The sequence below is a fragment of the Rhizobium sp. CNPSo 3670 genome (assembly GCF_057784555.1).
In genome coordinates, this window is sequence record NZ_JBXSOL010000052.1 from 1 (window position 1) to 23,385 (window position 23,385).

The 23,385-nt window shown below is 62.2% G+C and carries 17 protein-coding genes; 9 read left to right on the top strand and 8 right to left on the bottom strand.

Features of this window, described 5'->3' with window-relative positions; all coding sequences use genetic code 11:
* The first annotated feature begins 189 nt into the window (after positions 1–189).
* Complete coding sequence (locus AC13QO_RS28180; protein WP_488542539.1) at positions 190–1,002, top strand: MipA/OmpV family protein; 813 nt, start codon at positions 190–192, stop codon at positions 1,000–1,002.
* A gap of 156 nt (positions 1,003–1,158) precedes the next feature.
* Positions 1,159–2,118, top strand: a complete 960-nt coding sequence (ubiA, locus tag AC13QO_RS28185; protein WP_488542540.1) for a 4-hydroxybenzoate octaprenyltransferase — start codon at positions 1,159–1,161, stop codon at positions 2,116–2,118.
* A 93-nt stretch (positions 2,119–2,211) separates the two neighbouring features.
* On the opposite strand, the gene AC13QO_RS28190 is transcribed toward ubiA, so the two are convergent.
* On the bottom strand, positions 2,212–2,778 hold the full coding sequence (locus AC13QO_RS28190) for a DUF6101 family protein (protein WP_488542541.1): 567 nt from the start codon (positions 2,776–2,778) through the stop codon (positions 2,212–2,214).
* Between the two features lie 301 nt (positions 2,779–3,079).
* Here AC13QO_RS28190 and AC13QO_RS28195 point away from each other — a divergent pair, with 301 nt between their 5' ends.
* Positions 3,080–6,415: a DUF1217 domain-containing protein gene (locus AC13QO_RS28195; protein ID WP_488542542.1), complete on the top strand. Its 3,336-nt coding sequence runs from the start codon at positions 3,080–3,082 to the stop codon at positions 6,413–6,415.
* Positions 6,416–6,734: 319 nt separating this feature from the next.
* Here AC13QO_RS28195 and AC13QO_RS28200 read toward each other — a convergent pair whose 3' ends face one another.
* From AC13QO_RS28200 to AC13QO_RS28210, 3 genes are all read right to left on the bottom strand, one after another.
* Positions 6,735–8,171 carry an FAD-binding oxidoreductase gene (locus tag AC13QO_RS28200; protein ID WP_488542543.1) on the bottom strand — a complete coding sequence of 479 codons (1,437 nt, stop codon included), beginning with the start codon at positions 8,169–8,171 and terminating at the stop codon, positions 6,735–6,737.
* A gap of 29 nt (positions 8,172–8,200) precedes the next feature.
* Complete coding sequence (locus AC13QO_RS28205) at positions 8,201–9,181, bottom strand: L-threonylcarbamoyladenylate synthase (protein ID WP_488542553.1); 981 nt, start codon at positions 9,179–9,181, stop codon at positions 8,201–8,203.
* A 68-nt stretch (positions 9,182–9,249) separates the two neighbouring features.
* The gene (locus tag AC13QO_RS28210; RefSeq protein ID WP_488542544.1) at positions 9,250–9,858 is read right to left on the bottom strand and encodes a DUF6656 family protein; all 609 of its coding nucleotides are present in this window, start codon (positions 9,856–9,858) and stop codon (positions 9,250–9,252) included.
* A 403-nt stretch (positions 9,859–10,261) separates the two neighbouring features.
* Here AC13QO_RS28210 and AC13QO_RS28215 point away from each other — a divergent pair, with 403 nt between their 5' ends.
* Both AC13QO_RS28215 and AC13QO_RS28220 read left to right on the top strand, forming a co-directional pair.
* Positions 10,262–11,506: an aromatic ring-hydroxylating oxygenase subunit alpha gene (locus AC13QO_RS28215; protein WP_085779976.1), complete on the top strand. Its 1,245-nt coding sequence runs from the start codon at positions 10,262–10,264 to the stop codon at positions 11,504–11,506.
* Positions 11,507–11,623: 117 nt separating this feature from the next.
* Entirely contained in the window at positions 11,624–12,091 is a 468-nt protein-coding gene (locus AC13QO_RS28220) for a BA14K family protein (protein ID WP_488542545.1), read from the top strand.
* A gap of 114 nt (positions 12,092–12,205) precedes the next feature.
* Here the strand turns inward: AC13QO_RS28220 and AC13QO_RS28225 are convergent, their stop codons facing one another.
* A complete protein-coding gene (locus tag AC13QO_RS28225) occupies positions 12,206–12,469 on the bottom strand; it encodes a DUF982 domain-containing protein (RefSeq protein WP_285194702.1) in 264 nt (87 codons plus the stop codon).
* 447 nt (positions 12,470–12,916) lie between these two features.
* On the bottom strand, positions 12,917–13,912 hold the full coding sequence (locus AC13QO_RS28230; protein ID WP_488542546.1) for a transporter: 996 nt from the start codon (positions 13,910–13,912) through the stop codon (positions 12,917–12,919).
* Positions 13,913–14,119: 207 nt separating this feature from the next.
* On the opposite strand from AC13QO_RS28230, the gene AC13QO_RS28235 reads away from it, so the two are divergent.
* The 3 genes from AC13QO_RS28235 to mcpU all read left to right on the top strand — a co-directional run bounded on the left by AC13QO_RS28235 (position 14,120) and on the right by mcpU (position 18,944).
* Entirely contained in the window at positions 14,120–15,895 is a 1,776-nt protein-coding gene (locus AC13QO_RS28235; RefSeq protein WP_488542547.1) for an acyl-CoA dehydrogenase family protein, read from the top strand.
* 10 nt (positions 15,896–15,905) lie between these two features.
* The gene (locus tag AC13QO_RS28240) at positions 15,906–16,658 is read left to right on the top strand and encodes a crotonase/enoyl-CoA hydratase family protein (protein WP_488542548.1); all 753 of its coding nucleotides are present in this window, start codon (positions 15,906–15,908) and stop codon (positions 16,656–16,658) included.
* A 204-nt stretch (positions 16,659–16,862) separates the two neighbouring features.
* Entirely contained in the window at positions 16,863–18,944 is a 2,082-nt protein-coding gene (mcpU, locus tag AC13QO_RS28245) for a methyl-accepting chemotaxis protein McpU (protein ID WP_488542549.1), read from the top strand.
* Between the two features lie 64 nt (positions 18,945–19,008).
* Here mcpU and AC13QO_RS28250 read toward each other — a convergent pair whose 3' ends face one another.
* Positions 19,009–20,259: a class I SAM-dependent RNA methyltransferase gene (locus AC13QO_RS28250; RefSeq protein ID WP_488542550.1), complete on the bottom strand. Its 1,251-nt coding sequence runs from the start codon at positions 20,257–20,259 to the stop codon at positions 19,009–19,011.
* On the bottom strand, positions 20,256–21,041 hold the full coding sequence (locus AC13QO_RS28255; RefSeq protein WP_488542551.1) for a TlyA family RNA methyltransferase: 786 nt from the start codon (positions 21,039–21,041) through the stop codon (positions 20,256–20,258). Before AC13QO_RS28255 ends, AC13QO_RS28250 begins: the two co-directional genes overlap by 4 nt.
* 225 nt (positions 21,042–21,266) lie before the next feature.
* Here AC13QO_RS28255 and AC13QO_RS28260 point away from each other — a divergent pair, with 225 nt between their 5' ends.
* On the top strand, positions 21,267–23,210 hold the full coding sequence (locus AC13QO_RS28260; RefSeq protein ID WP_488542552.1) for a methyl-accepting chemotaxis protein: 1,944 nt from the start codon (positions 21,267–21,269) through the stop codon (positions 23,208–23,210).
* The last annotated feature ends 175 nt before the right edge of the window (positions 23,211–23,385 follow it).

Sequence of the window (23,385 nt, forward strand, 5' to 3'; positions counted from 1 at the left end):
GGACGTGTCGCGAGGTCTCAATCCCCTCTTCTCCCAAGCGGGAGAAGGTGCCCGTAGGGCGGATGAGGGGGCCGCACGGCATGAGTTTCATGAGTTTCACTGTGGTTAACATTGGGGTAACGACATCAGGATAAGTCTAGCGGCCGCCGCTCTCCGCGGCTTTGTTTTTGCGTTTCCTGGAGTGCAGACGTGTCTCATCGATCAGTCGTATCGATTTCTTTTCTTATTGCTTTTTCATCCGTTGGTTCGGCCACCGCGCAGGAAAGCGGCCAGCATTTCTGGTCCGGCGACTGGTATCTGAGCGTTGGTGTCGCCGGCTTTTCAGCGCCGAAATTCGAGGGTTCACGGCGTTATGAATTCCGATTCAGCCCGCTGATTTCGGCCGGCCGGCAGGGCTCGGCTCCACGCTTTTCCTCGCGCAACGACAATCCGTCCTTGGCCCTCATGGATAATGGCACCTTCCGAGCCGGCATCGTCGGCATATTCGTGCCTTCGCGCGATGAGGGCGACGGTCACGAGCTGAAGGGCATGAAAAAGGTCAAATGGGGAGCGGAAGCCGGTGGCTTCGTCGAAGTTTATCCGACCGATTTCCTGCGCGCCCGCGCCGAAGTTCGCCAGGGCATCCGCTCGCATGACGGCGTCGTTGCCGATCTCGCCGTTGATGCCTTCACCGATATCGCCCCCAACCTGCAACTGTCAGGCGGTCCGCGCGCGACATTCGCCACCAGCGGCTATTATGATGCCTATTACGGCGTCAACGCCAAACAGGCGGCGGCGAGCGGGCTTGATCAATACAAGCCGTCGTCGGGCATCCAGTCCTATGGCGCCGGTGCGGCTCTGACATGGAAGGCGACGGAAAACCTGTCGGCCAGTTCTTTCCTCGAATACAAACGACTGGCGGGTCCGGCGGCCGACAGCAGTCTCGTGCGGCAGCGCGGCTCGAAGAACCAGGTGCTCATCGGTGTCTCGGCGACCTACAGGTTCAATTTCTCTCTGCAGTGATCAAATCATGTCGCCCGGAAGTGTGCCGCGGTTCCGGGCGTCATGCATCACAAAGAGCCAAAGCGCATCACAGGAATCAGATTTGATGCGACACGCTTCTGGCGCCGTCGCGATCGCTTCTTGACCGGATCGCCAGCCCGCCGCTAGATGGATGGCATGCAAGATACCGGCGAGTTCAACGATCGCGTCTCCGACGCACCTTCCGATAACTGGGTTTACCGGACCCTGCCGCCATGGCTCTGGCCTTATGCGCAGCTTGCACGCTGGGATCGCCCGATCGGCTGGGAGCTCTTGATGTGGCCGTGCTTCTGGTCGGCCACGCTCGCCTCCAACGCGGCGATCGGCCAAGGGCTCTATTCCGGCAGCCTGCTGGTGTCCCACCTTTTCCTCTATTTTATCGGTGCCGTCGCCATGCGCGGCGCCGGCTGCACCTATAACGATCTCGTCGATCACCAGATCGACATGGAAGTGGCGCGCACCCGTTCGCGTCCGCTGCCCTCCGGCCGCGTCACCCGCGGCCGCGCGAAGATCTTCATCGGCATTCAGGCACTGGTCGGCCTCTTCGTGCTCTTGCAGTTCAACTGGTTCACCGTCTTTCTCGGCCTGCTTTCCCTCGGCATCGTGGCACTTTATCCCTATGCCAAGCGCTTCACCGACTGGCCGCAATTTTATCTCGGCCTTGCCTTTTCCTGGGGCGCGCTGATGGGCTGGGCCGGCATTCTGGGCGGCCTCTCCTTTGCCGCCATCCTGCTTTATGCCGCCTCCGTCGCCTGGACGATCGGTTACGACACCATCTATGCACATCAGGACAAGGAGGATGACGAGCTGATCGGCGTGCGCTCCACCGCGCGTCTCTTCGGCGATAAGACGAGGCAATGGCTGATCGGCCTTTATGGGCTGACGCTGGTGCTGATGTTTGCGGCTTTCGCGCTCGCCGGCGCCAATCTCATCGCCTTTCTGGCCTTGTTCGGCGCGGCCGGCATGTTCGCCTGGCAGATCATCCGCCTTGATATCAACGATCCCGCCCAATGCCTGGCGCTCTTCAAGTCGAACAACCGCGTCGGCCTGACCATTTTCGCCGGGCTGTTCTTTTCGCTTCTCTTTGCCATTCCCTGAATGGAATGGTTCGTGAAACGATAAACCCGGCGCGAGGGCCGGGTTTCGCTTCTTCCAGATCTTCCTGCCGAGATGGCACAGTCGCGATTTCGGTCAGTTGCGGGCGATGATTTCCTTGCCTTCGATCTTCATGGCGACGCCCAGCTGCCCGGTGGTGCGACGCACGAGGAAGCGCGGACGGCGATTGGCGAAGTAGGAATGACGGCGACGCGGCTTGAGGTCACTGGTGCGCAGCGCCCCGATATGGTCTTCGAGCGGCCGGGCGACGCCATCTGCCTCGACCATCAGCATCGGAATGCGGAAGGCCTCCGACCAGCTGCGCCAGTCGGCGGCGATGTCGCTGAGATCATGGGCAACGAGCAGCGGAATGCAGAGCTCGGGGTCGGCGTGGTGAAGTTCGAGCGTGACGGTTACCTCGCCGTCGCCATGGTCGATGGCGCGGGCGGCGACACCCTTGAAGACGCGCCTCGGCAGGGCAATCGAGAGCGGCAGACCGCTGGAGGGAAGGACTTTCCGCAGCACTGCGCCGCGTTCGTCTATCGTGATGCTGACGTCATCCGAACAATCATGGATGGCGTAGCTGACCTGCTGCGGGAAGCGGGACGGATCGAGACGCAGCGTCGTGCCAGCCCAAGCGGGCTTCAAAACGGGATTGTTCATTTCATTCTACCCTTGTCTTACCTGAGAGCCGGTTTGCGGTCTTCTCCTCGGGACTTTTCGTCCTCTATGTCCGACAATAGGCGGGCGCCCTTCCGTACTGCTTAAAAATTGCGGTTAAGAAAACTTTGCCTCCCCTGATGGTTATCAAAACCGAATCCGGCAGGGTTTCCGGAAGGTGAACGGTGTGCTGACCTGAAATGGCGCAGTCGAAAGGTAAGTCTCGGGTAAGCTTTGCGTGGCAAAATGGACGCACCAGCAGTTCGTCGTTCTTTTAGAGATTTTGCCGAAAAGGGCGCTTTTCATGATCACGGCTTCCCTCGCTTACACGATCCTGTCGAAGGACATGACGTCGAGCTTGAACAAGGTCGCCTCGCAGGCGACGGTCAAGAAGGATGCCCAGTATTACGCGGACAATATCAACAAGGTCAAAGACGTCGACGATTTCCTCGGCGACTACAAGCTCTACAGCTATGCGATGAAGGCCTATGGTCTCGAGGACATGACCTATGCCAAGGCCTTCATGAAGAAGGTGCTCGAAAGCGATCTCACGGACCCGAACAGCTACGCCAACAAGCTCTCCGATACGCGCTACCGCGAGTTCGCGGCCGCCTTCAACTTCAATGCGCCCGAGAAGGACGTTCAGACCGACGCGCAGGAAGACGAGCTCATCGGCCTCTACAAGCAGTCCTTCGTCGATGCCGACAAGGCGGCGGCCACCGAGAGCACCTATTACAGCAACAATATTGACAGCGTGCAGACCGTCGACGACCTGGTCAACAACACCCGGCTGCGCACCTATGTGCTGAAGGCCTTCAAGATCGATCCCACCTATGCCTCGAAGGATTTCCTGCGGCAGGTGCTGACGAGCGATCTCAGCGACCCGACAAGCGTCGTGAACGCGCAGGGCGGCGACAAGTACAAGGCGCTTGCCGCCCAATTCAGCTTCAATGCCGACGGTACGGTCAACGGCAGCGCCCAGACCGCGACGCAGAAGGCGTCGATCATCGAGACCTATACGCTGAATAACCAGTCCGTCATCATCGACAATTCCGTCGGTTCCGATGTCGTCTATGTCAGCAAGACGGCGGCCGAATACAACCAGGCCTATTACACTGCCAAGATCGGCACGATCACCAATGTTGACGATCTCGTCGCCGACAGTCGTCTGACGTCCTATATCAAGACAGCCTACAGCATGGGCGCCGATTTCACCGCGCCGGCGCTGCGCATGGTGTTGACCGACCCCGGCTACGCCCAGCTGATGGGCTTCACCAATGTCTACAACGCCTTCAATTTCAAGGCCGACGGCACGACATCGACAACGGCGCGTGCACAGACGATCGCCCAGTCGAACAAGCTGAAGGACGCGGCGGCAAGCACCGCCAACTATTATAGCGTGACCTCGCGGTCGAGCAGCATCACCAATGTCGACGACCTGCTCGCCGACAGCGTTCTGGCACGCTACATCAAGGATGCTTACGGCCTCGGCAGCAGTTTCAGCAATGCCGAGCTGAAGAGCATTCTGACGGACTCGACCTATGCCGCCGCCCAGGGGCATGCCGATCTCAATGCCGACTTCAACTTCCAGGCTGACGGCTCGATCAACGGGTCGGTGATTCAGACCGACGCGCAGCGCAAGTCGACCACCGACAAATCGGCGGCGAACGCAACGCACTTCAACAGCATGATCGGCAATGTCACCAATGTCGACGACATCATGTCCGATCCCGTCGCCGTCAGCTATCTCAGAACCAGCATGCAGATCGCCGACAGCGTCTCCGACGCAACGCTGAGGAGCTTCCTCGTCGATCCCTCGGCGGCCGGCGCCCAGGGCTACAGCGACGTCCACGATCTGTTCAATTTCAAAACGGACGGCTCGGTTGCGACCCTCTATGCCACCCAGAGCGCGGCGCAAAGCGCCAGCACGGCAAGCAAGGCCGACGATGCCGCCGTCTATTACCAGGCAACCATCGCCGGCATCTCGAATGTCGACCAGCTGCTGGCCGACCGGCGGCTGAATAATTTCATCCGCAACGCTTACGGCATCCCCTCGACCGTCAGCGATGTCGATCTGCGCGCTATCCTGACCGATCAGAGCGGCACCGGCACCTATGCCGACGTCGCTGCCGCCTTCAACTTCAAGGCGGACGGTTCGCTCGAAGACGGCATGGCGGCACAGACGTCCGCCCAAATCACCAACACGAAAATTGCCGCCACGGCGCGCACGGACGACTATTCCGCCCGGATGGCGACGATCTCCAATGTCGATGATCTCATCGCCGATCCTGCAATCACCAACTTCCTGAAGAGCACCTACAATCTGCCGTTCGATATCACGGACGCCGATCTTAGGAGCATCCTGACTGATGCGACCGCTGCCGCCGCGGCCGGCTATTCCGACCTCAATGCCGATTTCAATTTTGCCGCCGACGGATCGCTTCCCGTCGTCAGCTCGATCCAGACCGCAGATCAGGCGCAGACCACCAACGACAACTATATGGCGCGCTATGACGACGAGCGCGACGAGGCGATCGAAGAAGTTGCCGACAATTACAAGAGCATGATGGCAGACAGCAGCAGCCTCTTGAACTTTTCCGACGTCAAGACCGTCAATGATTTCCTGCGCACCAATCGAACGGCCGATTTCACCAGGAGCAACGACAACCTGCCGGATCTCTATCATGTCGCGCTGCAGGCCTTCGGGTTGACCGATCAGGACGTGCCGCGCTCGATGATGCGCAAGATCCTGACGAGCGATGCCTACGATCCGGACGGCTATATCGCCTCGCTCAAGGACGAGCGAATTACCAATCTCGCCCGCGCCTTCAATTTCGGGCCCGACGGCAAGGCGGCCGCACCCCTCCAGGCGCTGCCCGACGCGACCATGGCCAAATACGCCACCGACTACAAGGCGCATGTGACCATGCTGCTGAAGGCCGGCCCGGTAAAGGACAAGGCATCGAAGGACGCAACCGCCGAGGTGGATTATTTCGCCAAGGGTATGGCGAAAGTGCAGTCGCTCGACGATTTCCTCGCTGACAGCCGCCTGACCGATCTGGTGTTGAAGGCGAACAACCTCGACCCGAAGGATTACGACAAGGCGACGCTGAAGAAGATCTTCACTTCCGATCCCGACGACAAGAAGAGCTACCTCAACACCAAGGCCGATGCGCGCTTCAAGGATATCGTCGCTGCCTTCAACTTCGACAAGGCCGGCAATCTGACCCGTGCCAAGATCGGCGCCATTCAGAACAAGGCGGCCGAGGACAATACCCAGGAGCTCTACCTGCAGCAGACGCTGGAAACCCAGCAAGGCGAAACCAACGACGGCGTCCGCCTGGCGCTCTATTTCAGCCGCAAAGCCTCCAGCATCACCTCAATCTATTCGCTCCTTGGCGACAAGGCGCTTTATCAGGTCATTACCACGGCTTACAGCCTGCCGTCACAGATATCGGGCATGGACGTCGCCAAACAGGCCGATCTCATCAAGCGTTTCGTCAAGCTCGAGGATCTTCAGGATCCCAAGAAGGTCGACAAGCTGCTGCGGCGCTTCACCGCGATGTACGACGTCCAGAACAGCACCCAGCAGTCGCCGGCCCTGCAGATCCTGACCGGCGGCGGCACGCAGCAGGCTTAAGGTGGTTCGAGCGGAAGCGCATAGCGGTTCGCGTCGGTGATTGCCCTACTGAGCGCTAGCGAAGGCATATGGAGGGCACGGCACGCCCTCTTCTCCCTCATTCCTGTGCTCGTCACAGGAATTCAGCCACGGCGCGTCGGCGCCGTGAATGACTCTCACAGACAAAAAGTTTTCCGCGTCCAAGGACTTGGGCGCACTGGATTCCTGTGACGAGCACAGGAATGAGGGAGGAGAGGAAAGCGCCTTTCCAGCAGCCGCACGACGACGCCCCGCTACATTGCCAATCGCCGGATGATGGGGCGCGCCCTGACCGCCGACCTCACACCTCGAGACTGACGACCTTTCCCGGATTCATAATGCCCGCCGGATCGAAAGCACGCTTGATGCGGCGCATCAGCTCGATTTCGATCGGCGGTCGGATCGCTGCCAGTTCGTCGCGCTTCAGCTGACCGATGCCGTGTTCGGCCGAGATCGAGCCGCCATGGGCGAGCGCCAGCCCATGGACGATATGGTTCATTTCGCGCCAGCGGGCAATGAAGGCCGCTTTGTCGGCACCGAGCGGCTGGGAAATATTGTAATGGATATTGCCGTCGCCCATGTGGCCGAAGGCGCAGATGCGGGCGCCTGGCATGGCCGCCATGACGGCGTTCTCCGCTTCGGCCATGAAATGCGGGATCTTCGACACCGGCACGGACACGTCGTGCTTGATCGAACCGCCTTCCGGCTTCTGCGCATCCGACATGCTCTCGCGCATGTGCCAGATCGCCTTCTGCTGGGCGACGGATGCAGCGATCGCGGCATCCTGCACCAGCCCGGCCTCGAAGCCCTGCTCCAGCACGCCATTCATCATCCGCTCCGCCGTCTCGGCCGAGTCCGAGGTCGAGATGTCAATCAGCACGTACCAGGGGTAAGCTGCTTCCAGCGGGTCGCGCACGCCGTCGATATGGCGCGTGGTGATCTCGACGCCGAACCGCGGCATCAGTTCGAAACCAGTGAGCGAGGTGCCGCAGAGGCTGGCCGCAAGGTTGAAGAGGGCAAGTGCATCCTCGATAGAATTGAGGCCGGCAAACGCCACCTGATGGCCGAGCGGCTGAGGAAAGAGCTTCAGCACCGCGCCGGTGATGATGCCGAGCGTTCCTTCGGAGCCGATGAAGAGATCGCGCAGATCGTAACCGGTATTGTCCTTCTTCAGGCGGCGCAAACCATCCCAGATCTCGCCGGTCGGCAGCACCACTTCGAGGCCGAGGCAGAGCTGGCGCATGTTGCCGTAGGCAAGCACGGCCGTGCCGCCGGCATTGGTGGAGAGATTGCCGCCGATGCGGCAGGAGCCTTCCGAGCCGAGCGACAGCGGAAAGAGCCGCCCGTGCGCCTCGGCCGCTTTCTGCACATCGGCAAGGATCGCGCCGCCATCGGCGACCAGCACATTCGCCACCGGATCGACGTCGCGGATCCTCGTCATGCGTTCGAGCGACAGGATGATGTCGGCCCCGCCCGTACGTGGCGTCTGGCCGCCGACGAGGCCGGTATTGCCGGTCTGCGGCACGATGGCCGTTTTGGTCTCGGTCGCGAGCTTCATGATGTCGGAGACTTCCTCGACCGAACCGGGCTTCAGCAGGAGAGGGGAGGAGCCATGATAGAGCCCGCGGTTTTCTATCAGATGCGGCGCCAGATCGGCCTCGCCGCGAAGGGCGTATTTCTCGCCGACGATCGCGGCGAAGCGGTCGAGAAGATCGGTGGAAATGCCGGGGCTGCTCATTAGGTCGATCCTCTGTCGCTTCTATCAGGTCAGTCAGTCGCGCGGGGCGCGGCGGCCCTTTGCAGGCGGTCGTTGATGGCTTCGCCGAGCCCGTCGTCCGGAATGGGCGAGAAGGCGATGCTCGACACGCCGCTGGCATCGGCCCGCTTCATATAGTCGAAAAGATTGGCCGCCGCTTCCGCCAGGTCGCCGCGCGGGCTGAGATCGAGGACGATGCGTGCCGCGCGCGCGCCTTCGACCGCGGCACCGCCGAAGGCGATCAGCGCTTCGCCGGGTTCCACCTTGGTCGCATTGAGGCGGACGCTGGCGCCCGGCGCATAATGCGAGGCGAGCATGCCCGGCGCCTCGATTGCCGCCGACGCCTTTTTCGCCCGCAGCAGCGGCTGGCCCGATACGCGCTCGATCTCGCGCGCCGCCAGCCCGCCGGGCCGAAGCAGCCGCAGCCGGCCGCCCTCCGCCTTGACGATGGTCGATTCGACGCCGACGGCGCTTGGGCCCGCATCGAGGATCAATGGGATTCTCGCCCCGAGATCGGCTTCGACATGGGCCGCACTGGTCGCGCTGATCGCGCCTGACGTATTGGCGCTCGGCGCTGCCAGCGGCCGTCCGAAGGCGCCGATCAGGGCGCCGGCGAAGCCCTTGGGCACGCGCACGCCGACGCTGTCGAGACCGGCGGTCGCCAGCGCATGGATCGGGCTTGCGGGCCTCAGCGGCAGCACGAGCGTCAGCGGGCCGGGCCAGAAGGCTTCGGCGAGCGCCCGCGACACGGGGTCGAACTCGGCATGTTGTTCGGCCATATCGAGATCGGCCATATGGCAGATCAGCGGGTTGAAGCGCGGCCGTCCCTTGCTCTCGTAGATGCGGGTGATGGCTGCCGGATTGGTGGCGTCGGCCGCAAGGCCGTAGACGGTCTCCGTCGGCATGGCGATTGCAAAGCCGTCGGAAAGAGCGGCACAGGCCGCTTCGAGCGCCGCCTGCCTGTCTGCCATGATGTCGATGATGCGTGCCATATGCTGCCCGTGTCCGTCTCCGGCAGTCATTAGGCTTTCCATCGCCGGCGATCAATCGTCTTGTTCGCTCACATTTGCCGGATGATTTCGCGCAGCTGTTCGTTGCGGGCGCCGAGTAGCAGGATGTTGCGGATCGCTGCCTGCGGATCGTGGGTGCGAAAGAGCAGTCCGTTGCCGCGCACAGAGCGGTCGATCGTCATCTTTTCGGAGGACTCCTCGCCCGGCTTGATCGCGACGGCAAAATACATCCGCGAATAGCCGACGTCGATTCGTTCGAAAAAGTTGTCGTTGTCGCCGATTTCGGAATAGAAATTGGCGATGTAGAAAGCCCAGCTCACCTCCTCGTAGCGGGCGAATTTGGTGCGCGCTGCGGTGACGTGGCAATAGCCGAGATGCGGGCTGTCCTCCAGCGTCCGGTGGAAGATCATCTTCGGAAACTGGATCGAGTGATGGAAGCCGTTGATGTGCTGATGCGTCTTCTCGCCGGCCGCCTGCAGCTTGCGGCCGGTCTTTGCGGCGACCTCGTCATGGGTGAGGTAGCGCCTTTCTTCGGCCAGCCAGTGGCGCCGGTCGCGGGGGATGCGGCCGGTGCGCAGGAATTCGGAATGGGCGGCGACCAGTGGCCGCTCCTGCGGCCGGATTACTTCTTTCGCGTCGAAATAGCGGAGTCTGGCCATGGTCTACATGCTTTGTCGGTCTGAGGTCGAAAGCAGGATAAGAGCGTATGCTTAACGCAGCATTAAGATGCGGCCGTCGCATCGGCCGGAAGCCGGCAATGTCGTAAATACGACAATCGCCGATACCGGAGAGCCGCCTTCTTTGCCGATCCGGTCTTTACGCAATGTCGCAATTGACGAAAATTGCCTGCAGAGTCGGACATCGGGTCGACCGGGAGGGGCTGTTTTGAAGCCTCCGCGCCTGCTGTCGTCAATTTCGAAGCCGATGTCGCATTACAACCAAGCGGCGGGAATGCCAGGTGATTAAATGGCGCCATGAACAATTCTCCCGCAGGAGAAGGTTAGCAGGCGCGCTTCCATAGCCTTCCGCTGAAGGCGGCAGCCGGTGCACGAGGACATGAAGATGGATATTCGCAGCAACGTTTTACGTCAGCTCAAGAACCGCCGCGAGGGCTTCAGCCTCGAACAGCCGTTCTACACCGACGAGGATTATTTCAAACTCGACATGGAGATGATCTACTATCGCGACTGGCTGTTCATGGGCCATGATTGCGAGTTGCCGAAGCCGGGCGCCTATTTCACCGTCCAGATCGGCACCTATCCGGTCGTCATAGTCCGCGGCCGTGACAATGTCATCCGCGCCTTCCACAACAGCTGTCGTCATCGCGGCTCGCGCGTCTGCACCAAGGAGCACGGCTCTTCCGTGCGTCTCGTCTGCCCCTATCATCAGTGGACTTACGATCTCGACGGCAAACTTGCCTTTGCCCGTCACATGGGCGACGATTTCGACAAAACCGGCTTCAACCTGAAGCCCGTCCACTGCGAGAGCGTCGCAGGCTATATTTTCATCTGCCTTGCCGACGTCGCCCCGGATTTCAAGCCGGTGCGCGACACGATCGAGCCCTATATGGCGCCGCACCGGATCGGCGAGACCAAGGTTGCTTTCCAGAGCACGATCATCGAGAAGGGCAACTGGAAGCTCGTCTGGGAAAACAACCGCGAGTGCTACCACTGCGCCGCCAATCACCCGGAACTCTGCCGCACCTATCCGGAAGCCCCGAGCGTCACCGGCACAGACGGCGGCGCCGACGATCCGGAGATTGCAGGCCATTGGGCGCGCTGCGAGGCCGCCGGCCTGCCGAGCAAGTTCCAGATCTCGCCGGATGGTCAGTTCCGCACCGCCCGCATGCCGCTGATCGAGGATGCCGAAAGCTACACCATGTCGGGCAAGCCGGCCGTGCAGCGCCGGATCTCCGACGACATCTCGATCAATCGTATCGGCACGATGCTGCTCTTCCACTATCCGACGACGTGGAACCATCTGCTCGGCGACCACGCTATCTCCTTCCGAGTGCTGCCGCTCAGCGCCAACGAGACGGCGGTGACGACCAAGTGGCTCGTCCACAAGGACGCCGTGGAAGGCGTCGATTACAATCTCGAGGAACTGACGCACGTGTGGACCGAGACCAACGACCAGGACCGCCGGATCGTCGAAGAGAATGCCTTCGGCATCCACTCGCCCGCCTATGAGCCCGGCCCCTATTCGGCCGTGCACGAGGGCGGCGTCATGCAGTTCCTCGAATGGTATTCGAACTTCATGGTGAACCGCCTGCAGGGTGAAACGGCGAAAATCTCCGCCGTCGCCTGAGCGCGCCGGTTGACCCCGCTTATCCAAAAGCGGCCCGTTCCGGCCGCTTTTGGAACCATTTTCTCCCGAAAGCGTTGCAAGACCAAGCGGTTATCGCTGCTGAATGGAGAGAAAGAAATGATCGGCCTGAGAAACAAAATTGCGACCGCGGTATTGGCCGCCGCCGTCGTGCTGACGGGCTTCGTGCCGTCGCAAGCAATACAGATGCCGGCCGCGCCGCAGGTTGAAAAAAACTCGGCTGTCGAGAACGTCCAATACTACCGCGATTATTATCGGCCTTACCGCCGCGACTACTACCGGCCCGGCTATCGCCCCGGCGCCTACTACCGCCCCGGCTGGTATGGCGGCTATCGCGGCTATTCCTACTACCGCCCCGGCTATCGCCGCTATAACGGCTACTGGTATCCGCTCGCCGCCTTCGGCGCCGGCGCGGTCATTGCTGCTCCGCGCTACGCCGCGCCCGTGCCGCGCATGGGTTCGGCTCACGTCGCCTGGTGCGCGAACCGCTACCGGTCCTACCGCGCCTACGACAACACCTTCCAGCCTTATAACGGCCCGCGTCAGCAGTGCTATTCGCCTTATTGATAGGTCCCGAATGGCTGCCCGTCGCCCTTCCCCTTTCCCGCAAACGGAAGAGGGGAAGGGCCAAACATGTGGAGCGAAGCGGAGGGCCGTGGCACGAAGCAACGGCGCAACAACTCAGTGAACGACGGTGATCACCGGAATGCCTGCTTCCTTGGCGGCGCGGATAAGCGCGTACCGTGCGTCCTCAGCAGGAAGGTCCCCGTGGATCGCATCCCGGCAAGCCTTCACTGCTGTAAGATATTCTTCCCCGTCGTCGAACGGCCAGCAAGCCGTCAGCATCTGGGCCGCCTCCCAAAGGCTCGCGACAAGCTTGTATTTTTCCGGCCCGTTCACAACGAGCATCAGCGGGCTGAATTCTCCAGGTGTGTGCCACTTCATGACATTAGACCTCCCCACGGTGAACATATTAGTAACCGTGCAAGAACCGTTCCGCGCGAGGTGGTGGCATGAAGCAGCTGATCACGCGGGCACCGATCTCCGGGATTGCCCGCCATCGCCGAGGTCATGATCAGATGGACGAAGCGTCGCAATGCTGAGAGCGGCCGCGTCCCGCATGATGCGATAGCTGCAACGCCGCGCCATCCGCTGCGTCGGCGGCGAATTGGCAAGAACGTTAACCCACCCTCCGTCATCCTCGGCCTTGAGCCGCCTTGAGCCGAGGATCCATGCCCGGTGCTGGTGGAGGAGGCCTACGTGGATCCTCGAGTCAAGCCAGGTCAAGCCCTGGGATGCCGGAGCGTTGTGCGAGCTCTGTGGCAAGTACCGCGACGTTTGACGGAATAGGAGCGAGCTCGCACTCCGAGAGTCACGCCGAACCTTTCACCCTCAAAGAATATCCACCCGCCGCAGCAGCCACCAGGCGAAGACGATCGAGGCGATGATCAGGATGACGGCGTATTCCGTGCCGTAATCGCCGACGGCGAAGGGCAGGTTGGCGGTGTTCATGCCGAAGAAACCCGTCACCAGCGTCGGCGGCAGCAGGAAGGCGGTCATGATCGACAGAAGATAGAGGTGGCGGTTGGTCTCTGAGGATAGTTTCGAATCGATTTCTTCATGCAGCAGGCGGGCCCGGTCCTGCAGGGCATAGACATCGTGGTCGACGGTTTCCAGCCGGCTCGTCAGCCGCCGGGCCACATCGTCGAAGCCGAAGGGCATTTCGTCCTCGTCGGCTGCCCCGGCGCGGCGCATCAACGCCAGCACGGTGCGCAGATGCCGGTGCAGCCGCACCACGGTTCGCCGGACCGGCGCCAGCCGCCGGCGCTCGTCGCGCGGCGCATTATCGTAGACGATATCCTCGATCTGGTTGAGTTCCTCGGTGAGTTCGATGACGATCGCGATCAGCGTGCGCTGGAATTCGATCACCAGCAGTTCGAAGAGATCGACCGGTCGCGAGAATTTGCCTGGATTCTTCTCGATCAACGTGCGCGCGCGCTCGACGCTGCGCAGCGGCTGCAGCCTTGTGGTGATGATGAAGCGATCCGACATGGCGAAATGCAGCCAGCCGAGATTGTTGGTGTCCTGGTCGAAATCGCGCTGGCAATCGACGAGCGTGCCATAGAGCATCTGCTCGTCAACGGTCAGCGCCGCATGCGTGTCATGCGTCGTCAAGGCCGATCTCGCCTCCTCCGTCAGTCCGTCGAGCGTCTCGAGCAGGGCCGGCACACGGGCGTCGACGAGGTTGAGATGCAGCCAGTAGAAACAGTTCTCGGCGATCAGATCCGCCACCGTCGCGGTGTTGGTCAGCCGCACCGCCGTCTTTTCATCCGGCGAGAAACGATAGGCCCAGACGAAACCGGGTATGTTGACGGGCAATGTATCCATCGGTCGCCGATCCTTTGCGAGGGCGATATATTTGTCTTCAGTTCTCCATGCCGTCCATGGGCGCGGCTGTGCAAGAAGAAAGCGCCATGCCGGGTGGAATTATCGCACTGCGTCATATGAATCAAAATTGACGTTTACGTAAAAATCAACTAGCCCTTGCCGGGGAGGGCTTTGCATGAGGTGCAGGCACCCGACGGAGGAGAAAGCATGTACAAGGCGCCCGTTGAGGAAATCGCGTTCACATTGAAGCATGTAGCCGGCATGGGCGAGGCGATGTCGAACGGTCTTTTTGACGATCTCGGCGAGGATCTCGTCGACGCCATCCTGGCCGAGGCGGGACGTTTTGCCACAGAGGAGGTGGCGCCTCTCGCCGAGATCGGTGACCGCCAGGGCGCCCGCCTCGTCGATGGCGAGGTCCGGCTGCCGGATGGCTGGCGTGATCTCTACCGCAGCTGGATTGCCGGTGGCTGGAACGGCCTGACGGCGCCGGAGACTTTCGGCGGCCAGGCCTTGCCTGACATGCTGAATGTCGCGGCTCTCGAAATGTGGAATTCCGGATCCATGGCTTTTGCGCTCGCTCCGACGCTGACCATGGGTGCCATCGAGGCGGTCAGCACCCATGGCAGCGCCGCGCTCAAGGAGAAATATCTGGCAAAGATGGTGTCGGGCGAGTGGACAGGCACCATGAACCTGACCGAGCCGCATGCCGGATCCGATCTCGGCGTCCTGAAAGCCCGTGCCGAACGCAGGCTCGACGGCAGCTATCGCATATCGGGTCAAAAGATCTTCATCACCTGGGGCGAACACGACGCTGCCGACAACATCATCCATCTGGTGCTGGCGCGGCTGCCGGATGCACCGGCCGGCACGCGCGGCATCTCGCTCTTCCTGGTGCCGAAATTCCTGGTGAACGACGACGGCTCGCTTGGGCCCCGCAACGATCTCTTCTGCCACGCGCTGGAGCACAAGCTCGGCATCCATGGTTCACCGACTTGCACGATGATCTATGGCGACGGCCGGTTCGGCGACGAAAAGGGAGCGATCGGCTGGCTGGTCGGCGAGGAGAACAAGGGGCTCGCCTGCATGTTCACGATGATGAACAATGCGCGCCTCGCCGTCGGCATGCAGGGCGTGGCGATCGCCGAGGCCGCCACTCAGAAGGCTCTGGCCTATGCAAGCGAACGCACGCAGGGCAAGGCCCCGGGCTGGTCGGGCGCCGGCATGAGCCCGATCATTGAACATCCCGATGTCGCCCGCATGCTCCTGACCATGAAGGCGCTGACCCAGGGCTCGCGCGCCATCTCCTATGCCTGCGCCCACGCGATCGACATGTCCCGCCGGGCACCCGACGGCCGCCATTGGCAGGAGCGTGCCGCGCTTTTGACACCGATCGCCAAGTCCTTCTCGACCGATGTCGGCGTCGAGGTCGCCTCGCTCGGCATCCAGGTGCATGGGGGCATGGGCTTCATCGAGGAGACGGGTGCGGCGCGTTATCTCCGCGACGCTCGTATTGCGCCGATCTACGAGGGCACCAACGGCATTCAGGCGATCGATCTCGTCACCCGCAAGCTGCCGCTTTCCGGCGGCGATCAGGTGAAGGGCTTCATCGCCGAATTGAAGGGGATCGCCGACGATGTCCGCCGCTCGAATTTCGATGGTTTCGGCGAGACGGCCGCGCGGCTCGATGCAGCCATCGCCGACCTGGAGCAGGCCACCACCTGGCTTCTGAAGGCGCTGGCAGATGACAGGACCGCGGAAGCGCTCGCCGGCGCCACGCCCTATCAGCGCCTGTTCGGGCTGGTGCTCACCGGCTGTTATCTTGCCAAGGGCGGCCTGGCCGAGAGCGGCGATGGCAAAGGCGAGGGCCGTATCGCGCTCTGCCGCTTCGCCGCCGAAAATCTGCTTGCCGAGACCGCTGCCCTTCGCGACCGGATCGTCAACGGCGCGGCAAGCCTTGCCGCCGCCCGCATTCTGCTTGCCTGAGGAGATCCCCATGACTGATCATATCGTCGTCGAGCAGCCTTCCGCCCATCCGGGCGTCCAGCTCATCCGCTTCAACCGGCCGGAAAAAAAGAATGCTTTTACGCGGGCGATGTACCGCACCATGACCGATGCGCTGAATGCCGCCAATGCGGACGCGAATATCAGGGTGACGGTGTTCCTTGGCACCGAAGGCAGCTTTTCGGCCGGCAACGACATCGGCGATTTCCTGGCCGCCGCGATGGGCGGCAGCATGGGAGAGGAGCTGATCGATTTTCTCTACGCGCTCGTCAGATCCGAAAAGCCACTGGTCTCCGGGATAGACGGTTTGGCGATCGGCATCGGCATGACCCTCAACCTGCATTGCGACCTGACGATCGCTTCCGACCGCAGCCAGTTCCGCACGCCCTTCGTCGATCTGGCGCTGGTGCCGGAAGCGGCGTCGAGCTTGATTGCTCCGCGCATCATGGGCCACCAGCGGGCTTTTGCCATGCTCGCTGCCGGAGAGGCCTTCAGCGCCGAGGAGGCACGGGAGGCCGGGCTTGTCTGGAAGGTGACGACGCCGGAAGAGGTTGAACGACAGGCACTGGCCGCTGCCTCAAACCTTGCCGCCAAGCCGCCCGAGGCGCTGCGCATCTCCCGTGAGCTCGTCCGCGGTCCGCGGGAGGAAATTATCGCCCGTATCGATGAAGAGGCTCGCCATTTCGCAGCCCGACTGAAAAGTGCAGAGGCGCGGGCCGCTTTCGAAGCTTTTATGCGACGTTGAGCCCCTATAATTTCATGGTTTTTGCTGAGATTTTAAGCTCCTTTTAAGTATAAGCTAAATAACTAGAGCGCGACGGATCCCCTCGGCCGTCCGGGCGCATGATGTGCTTGACCCCCTTGTTCAAATTCATCCAACGGTGTCGCCGCCCATGTCGCGGCTTGCTTAACCGTTGCGCCCCCGAATCTATTTGATGGAGTGCATGGCATGACAAAGAAGACCAATTTGATGACGCGCATCCTGGTTGCAGCGTCTGTCGTAGTCCTAGCTGCTTTCGCCGCCTTTTCCTATTACATCGATCACGTTCAGCGTAGCGTGACCACCGCTTCGATCGAAGCGAATATCAAATCCTCTGGCGAGCAGGCCGCCCACAGCCTCGCCAACTGGATGAACGGGCGCGTCATCTTGACCGCCATGGTCGGTGATGCTGTTGGCAAGGCAGTCGATCGTGACGGTGTTCGCAAGGTTCTGCAGAACAACGTGCTCGCCACCCAGTTTGTCAGCACATACCTCGGCGATGAGCAGGGCGTCTTCACGTCGTGGCCGGACCTGCCCCTGCCGGCTAATTACGATCCGCGCAAGCGTCCCTGGTATCAGGATGCCGTAAAGGCAAACGCCCCCGTGCTGACCGAACCCTATACTGACGCATCCAGCGGCAATCTCATCATCAGCTCTGCCGTTCCAGTTTCCCGCGATGGCAAGCTCGCCGGCGTTGCTGCCAGCGATTTCTCGCTGGAAACCATGGTCAAGATGATCAAGGAGATCAATCTTGGCGGGCAGGGCGAGGCTTTCCTCGTTAATAACAGCGGCCAAATTCTCATCCACCCCGATGCGAAGCTGGTAACGAAGACGCTGGCCGATGCCTTCCCGACGATCACGCCGACGATCGGCGGCAGCCTCACCGAAACCGAATTTGCCGGCAAACCGGTGCTTGTGTCCTTCGTTCCGGTCGAAGGTCTTCCGACTGTAAAATGGTATCTCGGCTTCGTGGTCGACAGCGACAAAGCCTTCGCGACGCTCAACCAGTTCCGCATCGCAGCCCTGGTCGCCACGCTCCTTGCCGTCGGCATCATGATTGCCGCCATGGCATGGCTGCTGCACGGCTTCGTCATCCGTCCAATCACGGCGATGACCGCTGCCATGCAGAAGCTTGCCGCCGGTGATCTTTCCGCCATCATTCCAGGCGAGGAGCGCCGTGATCAGATCGGCTCGATGGCGGAGGCCGTTGCCGTGTTCAAAGCGAATGCCGTCGACCGGGAGCGCCTGGAAGACGAAGCCGAGCAGGGCCGTTCGCTGACGGAACGCGAGCGCCGGGAACGGGAAGCGCAGAAAACGCGTGAGGCGGCGGAGATCCGTGAGGCCGTCGATGCGCTTGCTGGCGCGCTCGGAGCACTTTCCGAAGGCAATCTTGCCCATCGCATCGATACGCCTTTTGCCTCCCACCTCGATCGCTTGCGCAGCGACTACAACACCTCCGTCGCCAAGCTGGACGCTGCCCTCCATGCCGTCGGCAGCAATGCCCATGCAATCGACGCTGGAGCGACGGAAATCCGTACCGCCGCGGACGGTCTTGCCCGCCGCACCGAACAGCAGGCCGCCTCCGTCGAGGAAACGGCTGCCGCTCTGGAAGAGATCACCACGACCGTCAAGGATACCGCTCGCCGCGCCGAAGAGGCCGGCAGTCTGGTTGGCCGCACACGCAACGACGCCGAACATTCGGGCGAGATCGTCAGCAGGGCCGTCGATGCCATGACCGGCATCCAACAGTCCTCGGAGAAGATCTCAAGCATCATCGGCGTTATCGATGATATTGCCTTCCAGACAAACCTGCTGGCTCTCAACGCTGGCGTCGAAGCCGCACGCGCTGGTGAAGCCGGCAAGGGTTTTGCCGTCGTTGCCCAGGAAGTGCGCGAACTGGCCCAGCGTTCGGCCCAGGCCGCCAAGGAAATCGAAGGTCTGATCACGACTTCGAATGCTCAGGTTCGTTCAGGCGTCACACTCGTCGGCGATACCGGCAAGGCGCTGCAGTCGATTGTTGCGCAGGTGCAGGAAATCAGCCGCCATGTCGAGGCGATTGTGATCGCCACGCGTGAACAGTCGACGGGCCTCGCCGAGATCAACACTGCCGTCAACACAATGGATCAGGGCACCCAGCAAAATGCTGCCATGGTCGAGGAACAGACGGCCGCCAGCCATGGTCTTGCCCAGGAGGCCGCGAAACTGATGCGGCTTCTGGCGCAGTTCAGACTCGGCGCCCAGGAAGCCTTGGCTGTCCGCCGCGCAGCTTGACAAAGGTTATGATCGGAGATGCCCGCGCTCGCCGCGGGCGTTTCCGATTGCCGAATGACGCCGGTTACTTCTCCAGCGTCGCCACCACCTCGACATGTGAAGTCCAGAGGAACTGGTCGATCGGCGTCACCCCGGTGATGCGGTAGCCGCCCTCGACGAGGATCGCCAGATCTCGCGCCAGCGTCAGCGGATTGCAGCTGACGGCCGAGATCTTTTTCACTGCTGAACGGGCGAGCTCCTTGCACTGGAACTCCGCGCCGGCGCGCGGTGGATCGAAGACGACCATGTCATAGGGCTTCAGCTCCTGCGTCATCAGCGGACGTCGGAAGAGATCACGCCTTTCGACCGTCACCGGTTTCAGGCCTTGGGTTTTGCGGGCCGCCTGGTCGAGGGCGGCGAGCGCCTTGGCCTCGGCTTCGACGGCATGGACGCGGCCGATCCGCGCCAGCCTGAGCGAAAACGTGCCGGCGCCGGCGAAGAGATCGGCGATCCGCTTCGCCTTGCCGGAATGGGCGAGTACCAGTTCCGCCATCGCCTCTTCGGCCGGCTTGGTCGCCTGGGCAAAGCCGCCCGACGGCGGCGAAACAGAGACGCCGCCGAAATCGAGGAGCGGCTTCGATGGCTCGACCAGGATTTCTCCATTCACCGTCACGCGGGCAATGCCGCGCAAGGCCAGCACCGTCTCGATCGCCTTGCGCCGCTGCGGGTCGGAGAGCTTCTTGATTTCGTCGACCGCTACATCGAGTCCAGAGAGCGTTTCAAGCACGGCGATCCGGAAGGCTTCGGCGCTGGTCGCGAGCGACGCGGCGATCGCCTTGATCGCCGGCAGCCGGGCGACGATGCCCGGCGACGAGATCGGACATTCCTCGATGGCGACGATGTGGTGGCTTTCGGCCTGATTGAAACCGATCAGCATGTCCTTCTCGGTCCTGCGCGCCGCAAACACCACGCGCCGTCGCTCGCCCGGGTGAGCCGGGACGATTTCGCCGACCTCAGGCGTCAGCCCCTTGGATTTCAGCGCGTCGATGACCAGCTGGCGCTTGAAGGCGCGGTAGGGGCCGTCGGCCAGATGCTGCAGCGTGCAGCCGCCGCAGGTGCCGTTGATGCCGTCCGGACCGAAATGCCGGCAGGGCGGCTCCTGCCGGTCGGGTGAGGGCGCTGCGATCGACATGATCGTGCCATGGCTCTTGACGCGGGCGATCGCCACGGTTTCCCCAGGCAGGGAAAAGGGCACGTAGACAGGCCCGCCGGCGTCGCTTGCGATGCCGTCGCCCTGAGTGCCGAGTTTTTCGATCGTGACGGTTTCGGTGCTCACGGTTTCAATCCTGCTAGAAGGTATTCCCGATTGCCGTCGCCGCCTGATATCGGGGAGGAGATGAGGCCGAGGCTTTTCCAGCCCATGTCCTCGGTGAACCAGCGCTCCAATTCGGATGCGACGGCCGGAGCAGACGAGGGATCCTTCAATAGCCCGCCCTTGCCGATCGCCTCGCGCCCGGCCTCGAACTGGGGCTTGACCAGCAGCACGGCGACAGCACCCGCCGCGGCGAGATCGAGCGCCGGAGCCAGCGCCAGCTTCAGCGAGATGAAGGAGACATCGGAGACGATGAAGGTGGCGGGCTCGCCGATATCGTCGGCGCTGAGACTGCGGGCGTTGAGGCCTTCGCGGTTCGTCACCCGCGGATCGCCGGATAGCCGCGGATGCATCTGCCCATGGCCGACATCGATTGCGGTGACGTGCCGGGCGCCCCTGAGCAGCAGCACTTCGGTGAAGCCGCCGGTGGAGGCGCCGATATCGAGACAGTGATGGCCGGCCGGATCGAGCCGGAAATGGTCGAGAGCGGCCGCAAGCTTCAGGGCGGCGCGCGAGACGTAAGCCTGTGCCGGGTCGTCGATCTCGATATCGGCATCGTCGCCGAAGAGCGCGCCGGCCTTGGTTACCACCTCACCGGCGATCCGGACCGTGCCGCGCTGCACGGCGTCGCGCGCCCGAGAGCGGCTGGCAAAGAGGCCGCGGGAGACGAGAAGCTGGTCGAGGCGTTGGCTGTTTTGATCGGACATCGGCTGTGAATGACCGGCAAAGCCGCCGCTTGCAAGCATTTTATTCCTGCCGGTTGCAGGGCAATTCCTGCGACCCGCGATTTAAACAAATTTAAAGCCTGTCCGCATAGGGTCGGCACGATTGCAGCGGTTGGTCCGAACCGCTTCGTGCCATGAAGGCGCAGGCGTCTTCCGCCGATCATGTTTCCAATTCCAAGTCTCTGCGGTTGCGCCTTGCGCGCGACTGTCTCTCGCCGCGCCGACGGTCGCCAGGAGAACTCACCGATGTCTGTTAAAAACATATCCTTGAATGGGAAGCTTGCGGCCACGTTCGCAGCCCTCATTCTGATCTTCGTGTCCGTTTCGTCTTTCGTCTATTCCAAGGCGACGGCATCGGCGGCCGCCTCCGCCGAGCAGGAAAAATCGGAGCTGCTCGTCAACCAGATCGACGATGCGCTGCAGGCCATGCTCGAGCAGGCGGTCAACCTGCGCGGCTTCATTCTCTTCCGCAGCGACAGCACCTATGGCGACGTCTTCGCCAATCGCGAGCGCATGCTGAAGGCAATCGCCGCCGCCAAGCAGACCGCGGCCGGCGAGCCGCAGCTGGTCGAGATGATCGACGGCATGCAGAAGGCGGCCGACCTTTATTTCCATGAACTTGCCGAACCGCAGACCAAGGCGCGAAAGGAAACCGACATGCCGATCGAAGAGGTCGTCAAGATCGGCGTCAACGCCGCCAAGGGTCAGCTCGACGGTTTCCGCCAGGCGTCCGCCAAGATCAAGGCGACCGCCCGCGAAAAGTCGAATGCGCTCGCGGCGATCCGGGCCGAGGCCAACAGCGATCTGACGACGACGCTGCTTGCCGGTGGCATCGTCGCCTCGCTAGCCGCCGCCATTCTTGCCTGGCTGATGTCGCGCACCATCGTCCGCCCGGTCGTCGGCATGACCGCTGCCATGGACCGGCTCGCCGGCGGCCAGAACGATATCGAGGTTCCGGCTGTCGAACGCGGCGACGAGATCGGCCGCATGGCCAAGTCGGTCCTGGTCTTCAAGCAGGCGGCGATCGAGAAGCTGCGTCTTGCTGGGGAAACCGACCGCATGCGCGACGATGCAGAGCGCCAGCGCCAGGCAAGCGATGAGCAGAAGGCGCGCGAAGAAGGCGAGCTCCGCTATGCCGTCGACGCTCTGGCCGGTGGCCTTGCCGGCCTTGCCGTCGGCGATGTCGCTGCCCGCATCCAGACGCCGTTCGCGCCGCAATATGACAGCCTGCGCAACGACTTCAACCACGCCGTCGAAAAGCTGCAGGCGGCACTTCAGTCAGTCGGCCGCAATGCCTCGGCGATCAATGCAGGCGCCGGCGAAATCCGCTCGGCCGCCGACGATCTTGCCCATCGCACCGAGCAGCAGGCGGCAGCCGTCGAAGAGACCGCTGCAGCGCTCGAGCAGGTGACGACGACGGTGCGCGACAGCGCCAAGCGCGCCGAGGATGTCGGCAATCTCGTCGAGCGCACCCGCCTCGGCGCCGAAAAATCCGGCGATGTCGTCCGCAAGGCGGTCTCGGCCATGCAGCAGATCGAAAAATCCTCCGGCGAAATCTCCAACATCATCGGCGTCATCGACGACATCGCCTTCCAGACCAACCTCCTGGCGCTGAACGCCGGCGTCGAAGCGGCACGCGCCGGCGAGGCAGGCAAGGGCTTTGCAGTCGTCGCCCAGGAAGTGCGCGAGCTGGCGCAGCGTTCCGCCAAGGCTGCAAAGGAAATCAAGGACCTGATCACCAATTCCGGCACGCATGTGCAAACCGGCGTCACGCTGGTCGGCGAGACCGGTAAGGCGCTGGAAGCCATCGTCGCCGAGGTGCAGGAGATCAACCGCAACGTCAACGCGATCGTCACCGCCACGCGCGAACAGTCGATCGGCCTGCAGGAGATCAACACCGCCGTCAACAACATGGATCAGGGCACGCAGCAGAATGCGGCGATGGTCGAGCAGCAGACCGCTGCAAGCCATGCGCTTGCCCAGGAAGCAAGCGCCCTGGACGAGCTGCTGCGCCAGTTCAAGCTCGGAACCGAGCCTGCCGCTCCGGTCCAGAGGACGGCAGCCGCAACGCCGGCCTCGCGCCCCATCGCCTCACCGGCCCGCGCACTCGCCAGCAAGGTCACCAAGGCCTTCGGCGGCAAACAGGCGAGCGCTGCGGTTGCGGTTCAGGAGGACTGGACGGAGTTCTGAGAGCGCGCTTTCGGAAGGAACGGCTAAGGAAGAGGGCGGCGCAGTGATGTGCTGCCCTTTTTTCATGAAGATAGTGATGGTGCGGTCCCGCAGCCCCCTCATCCGCCCTACGGGCACCTTCTCCCCGAGGGGAGAAGGGGGAGTCGAGAGGTCGCCGCAAATCTCTTCTCCCCAG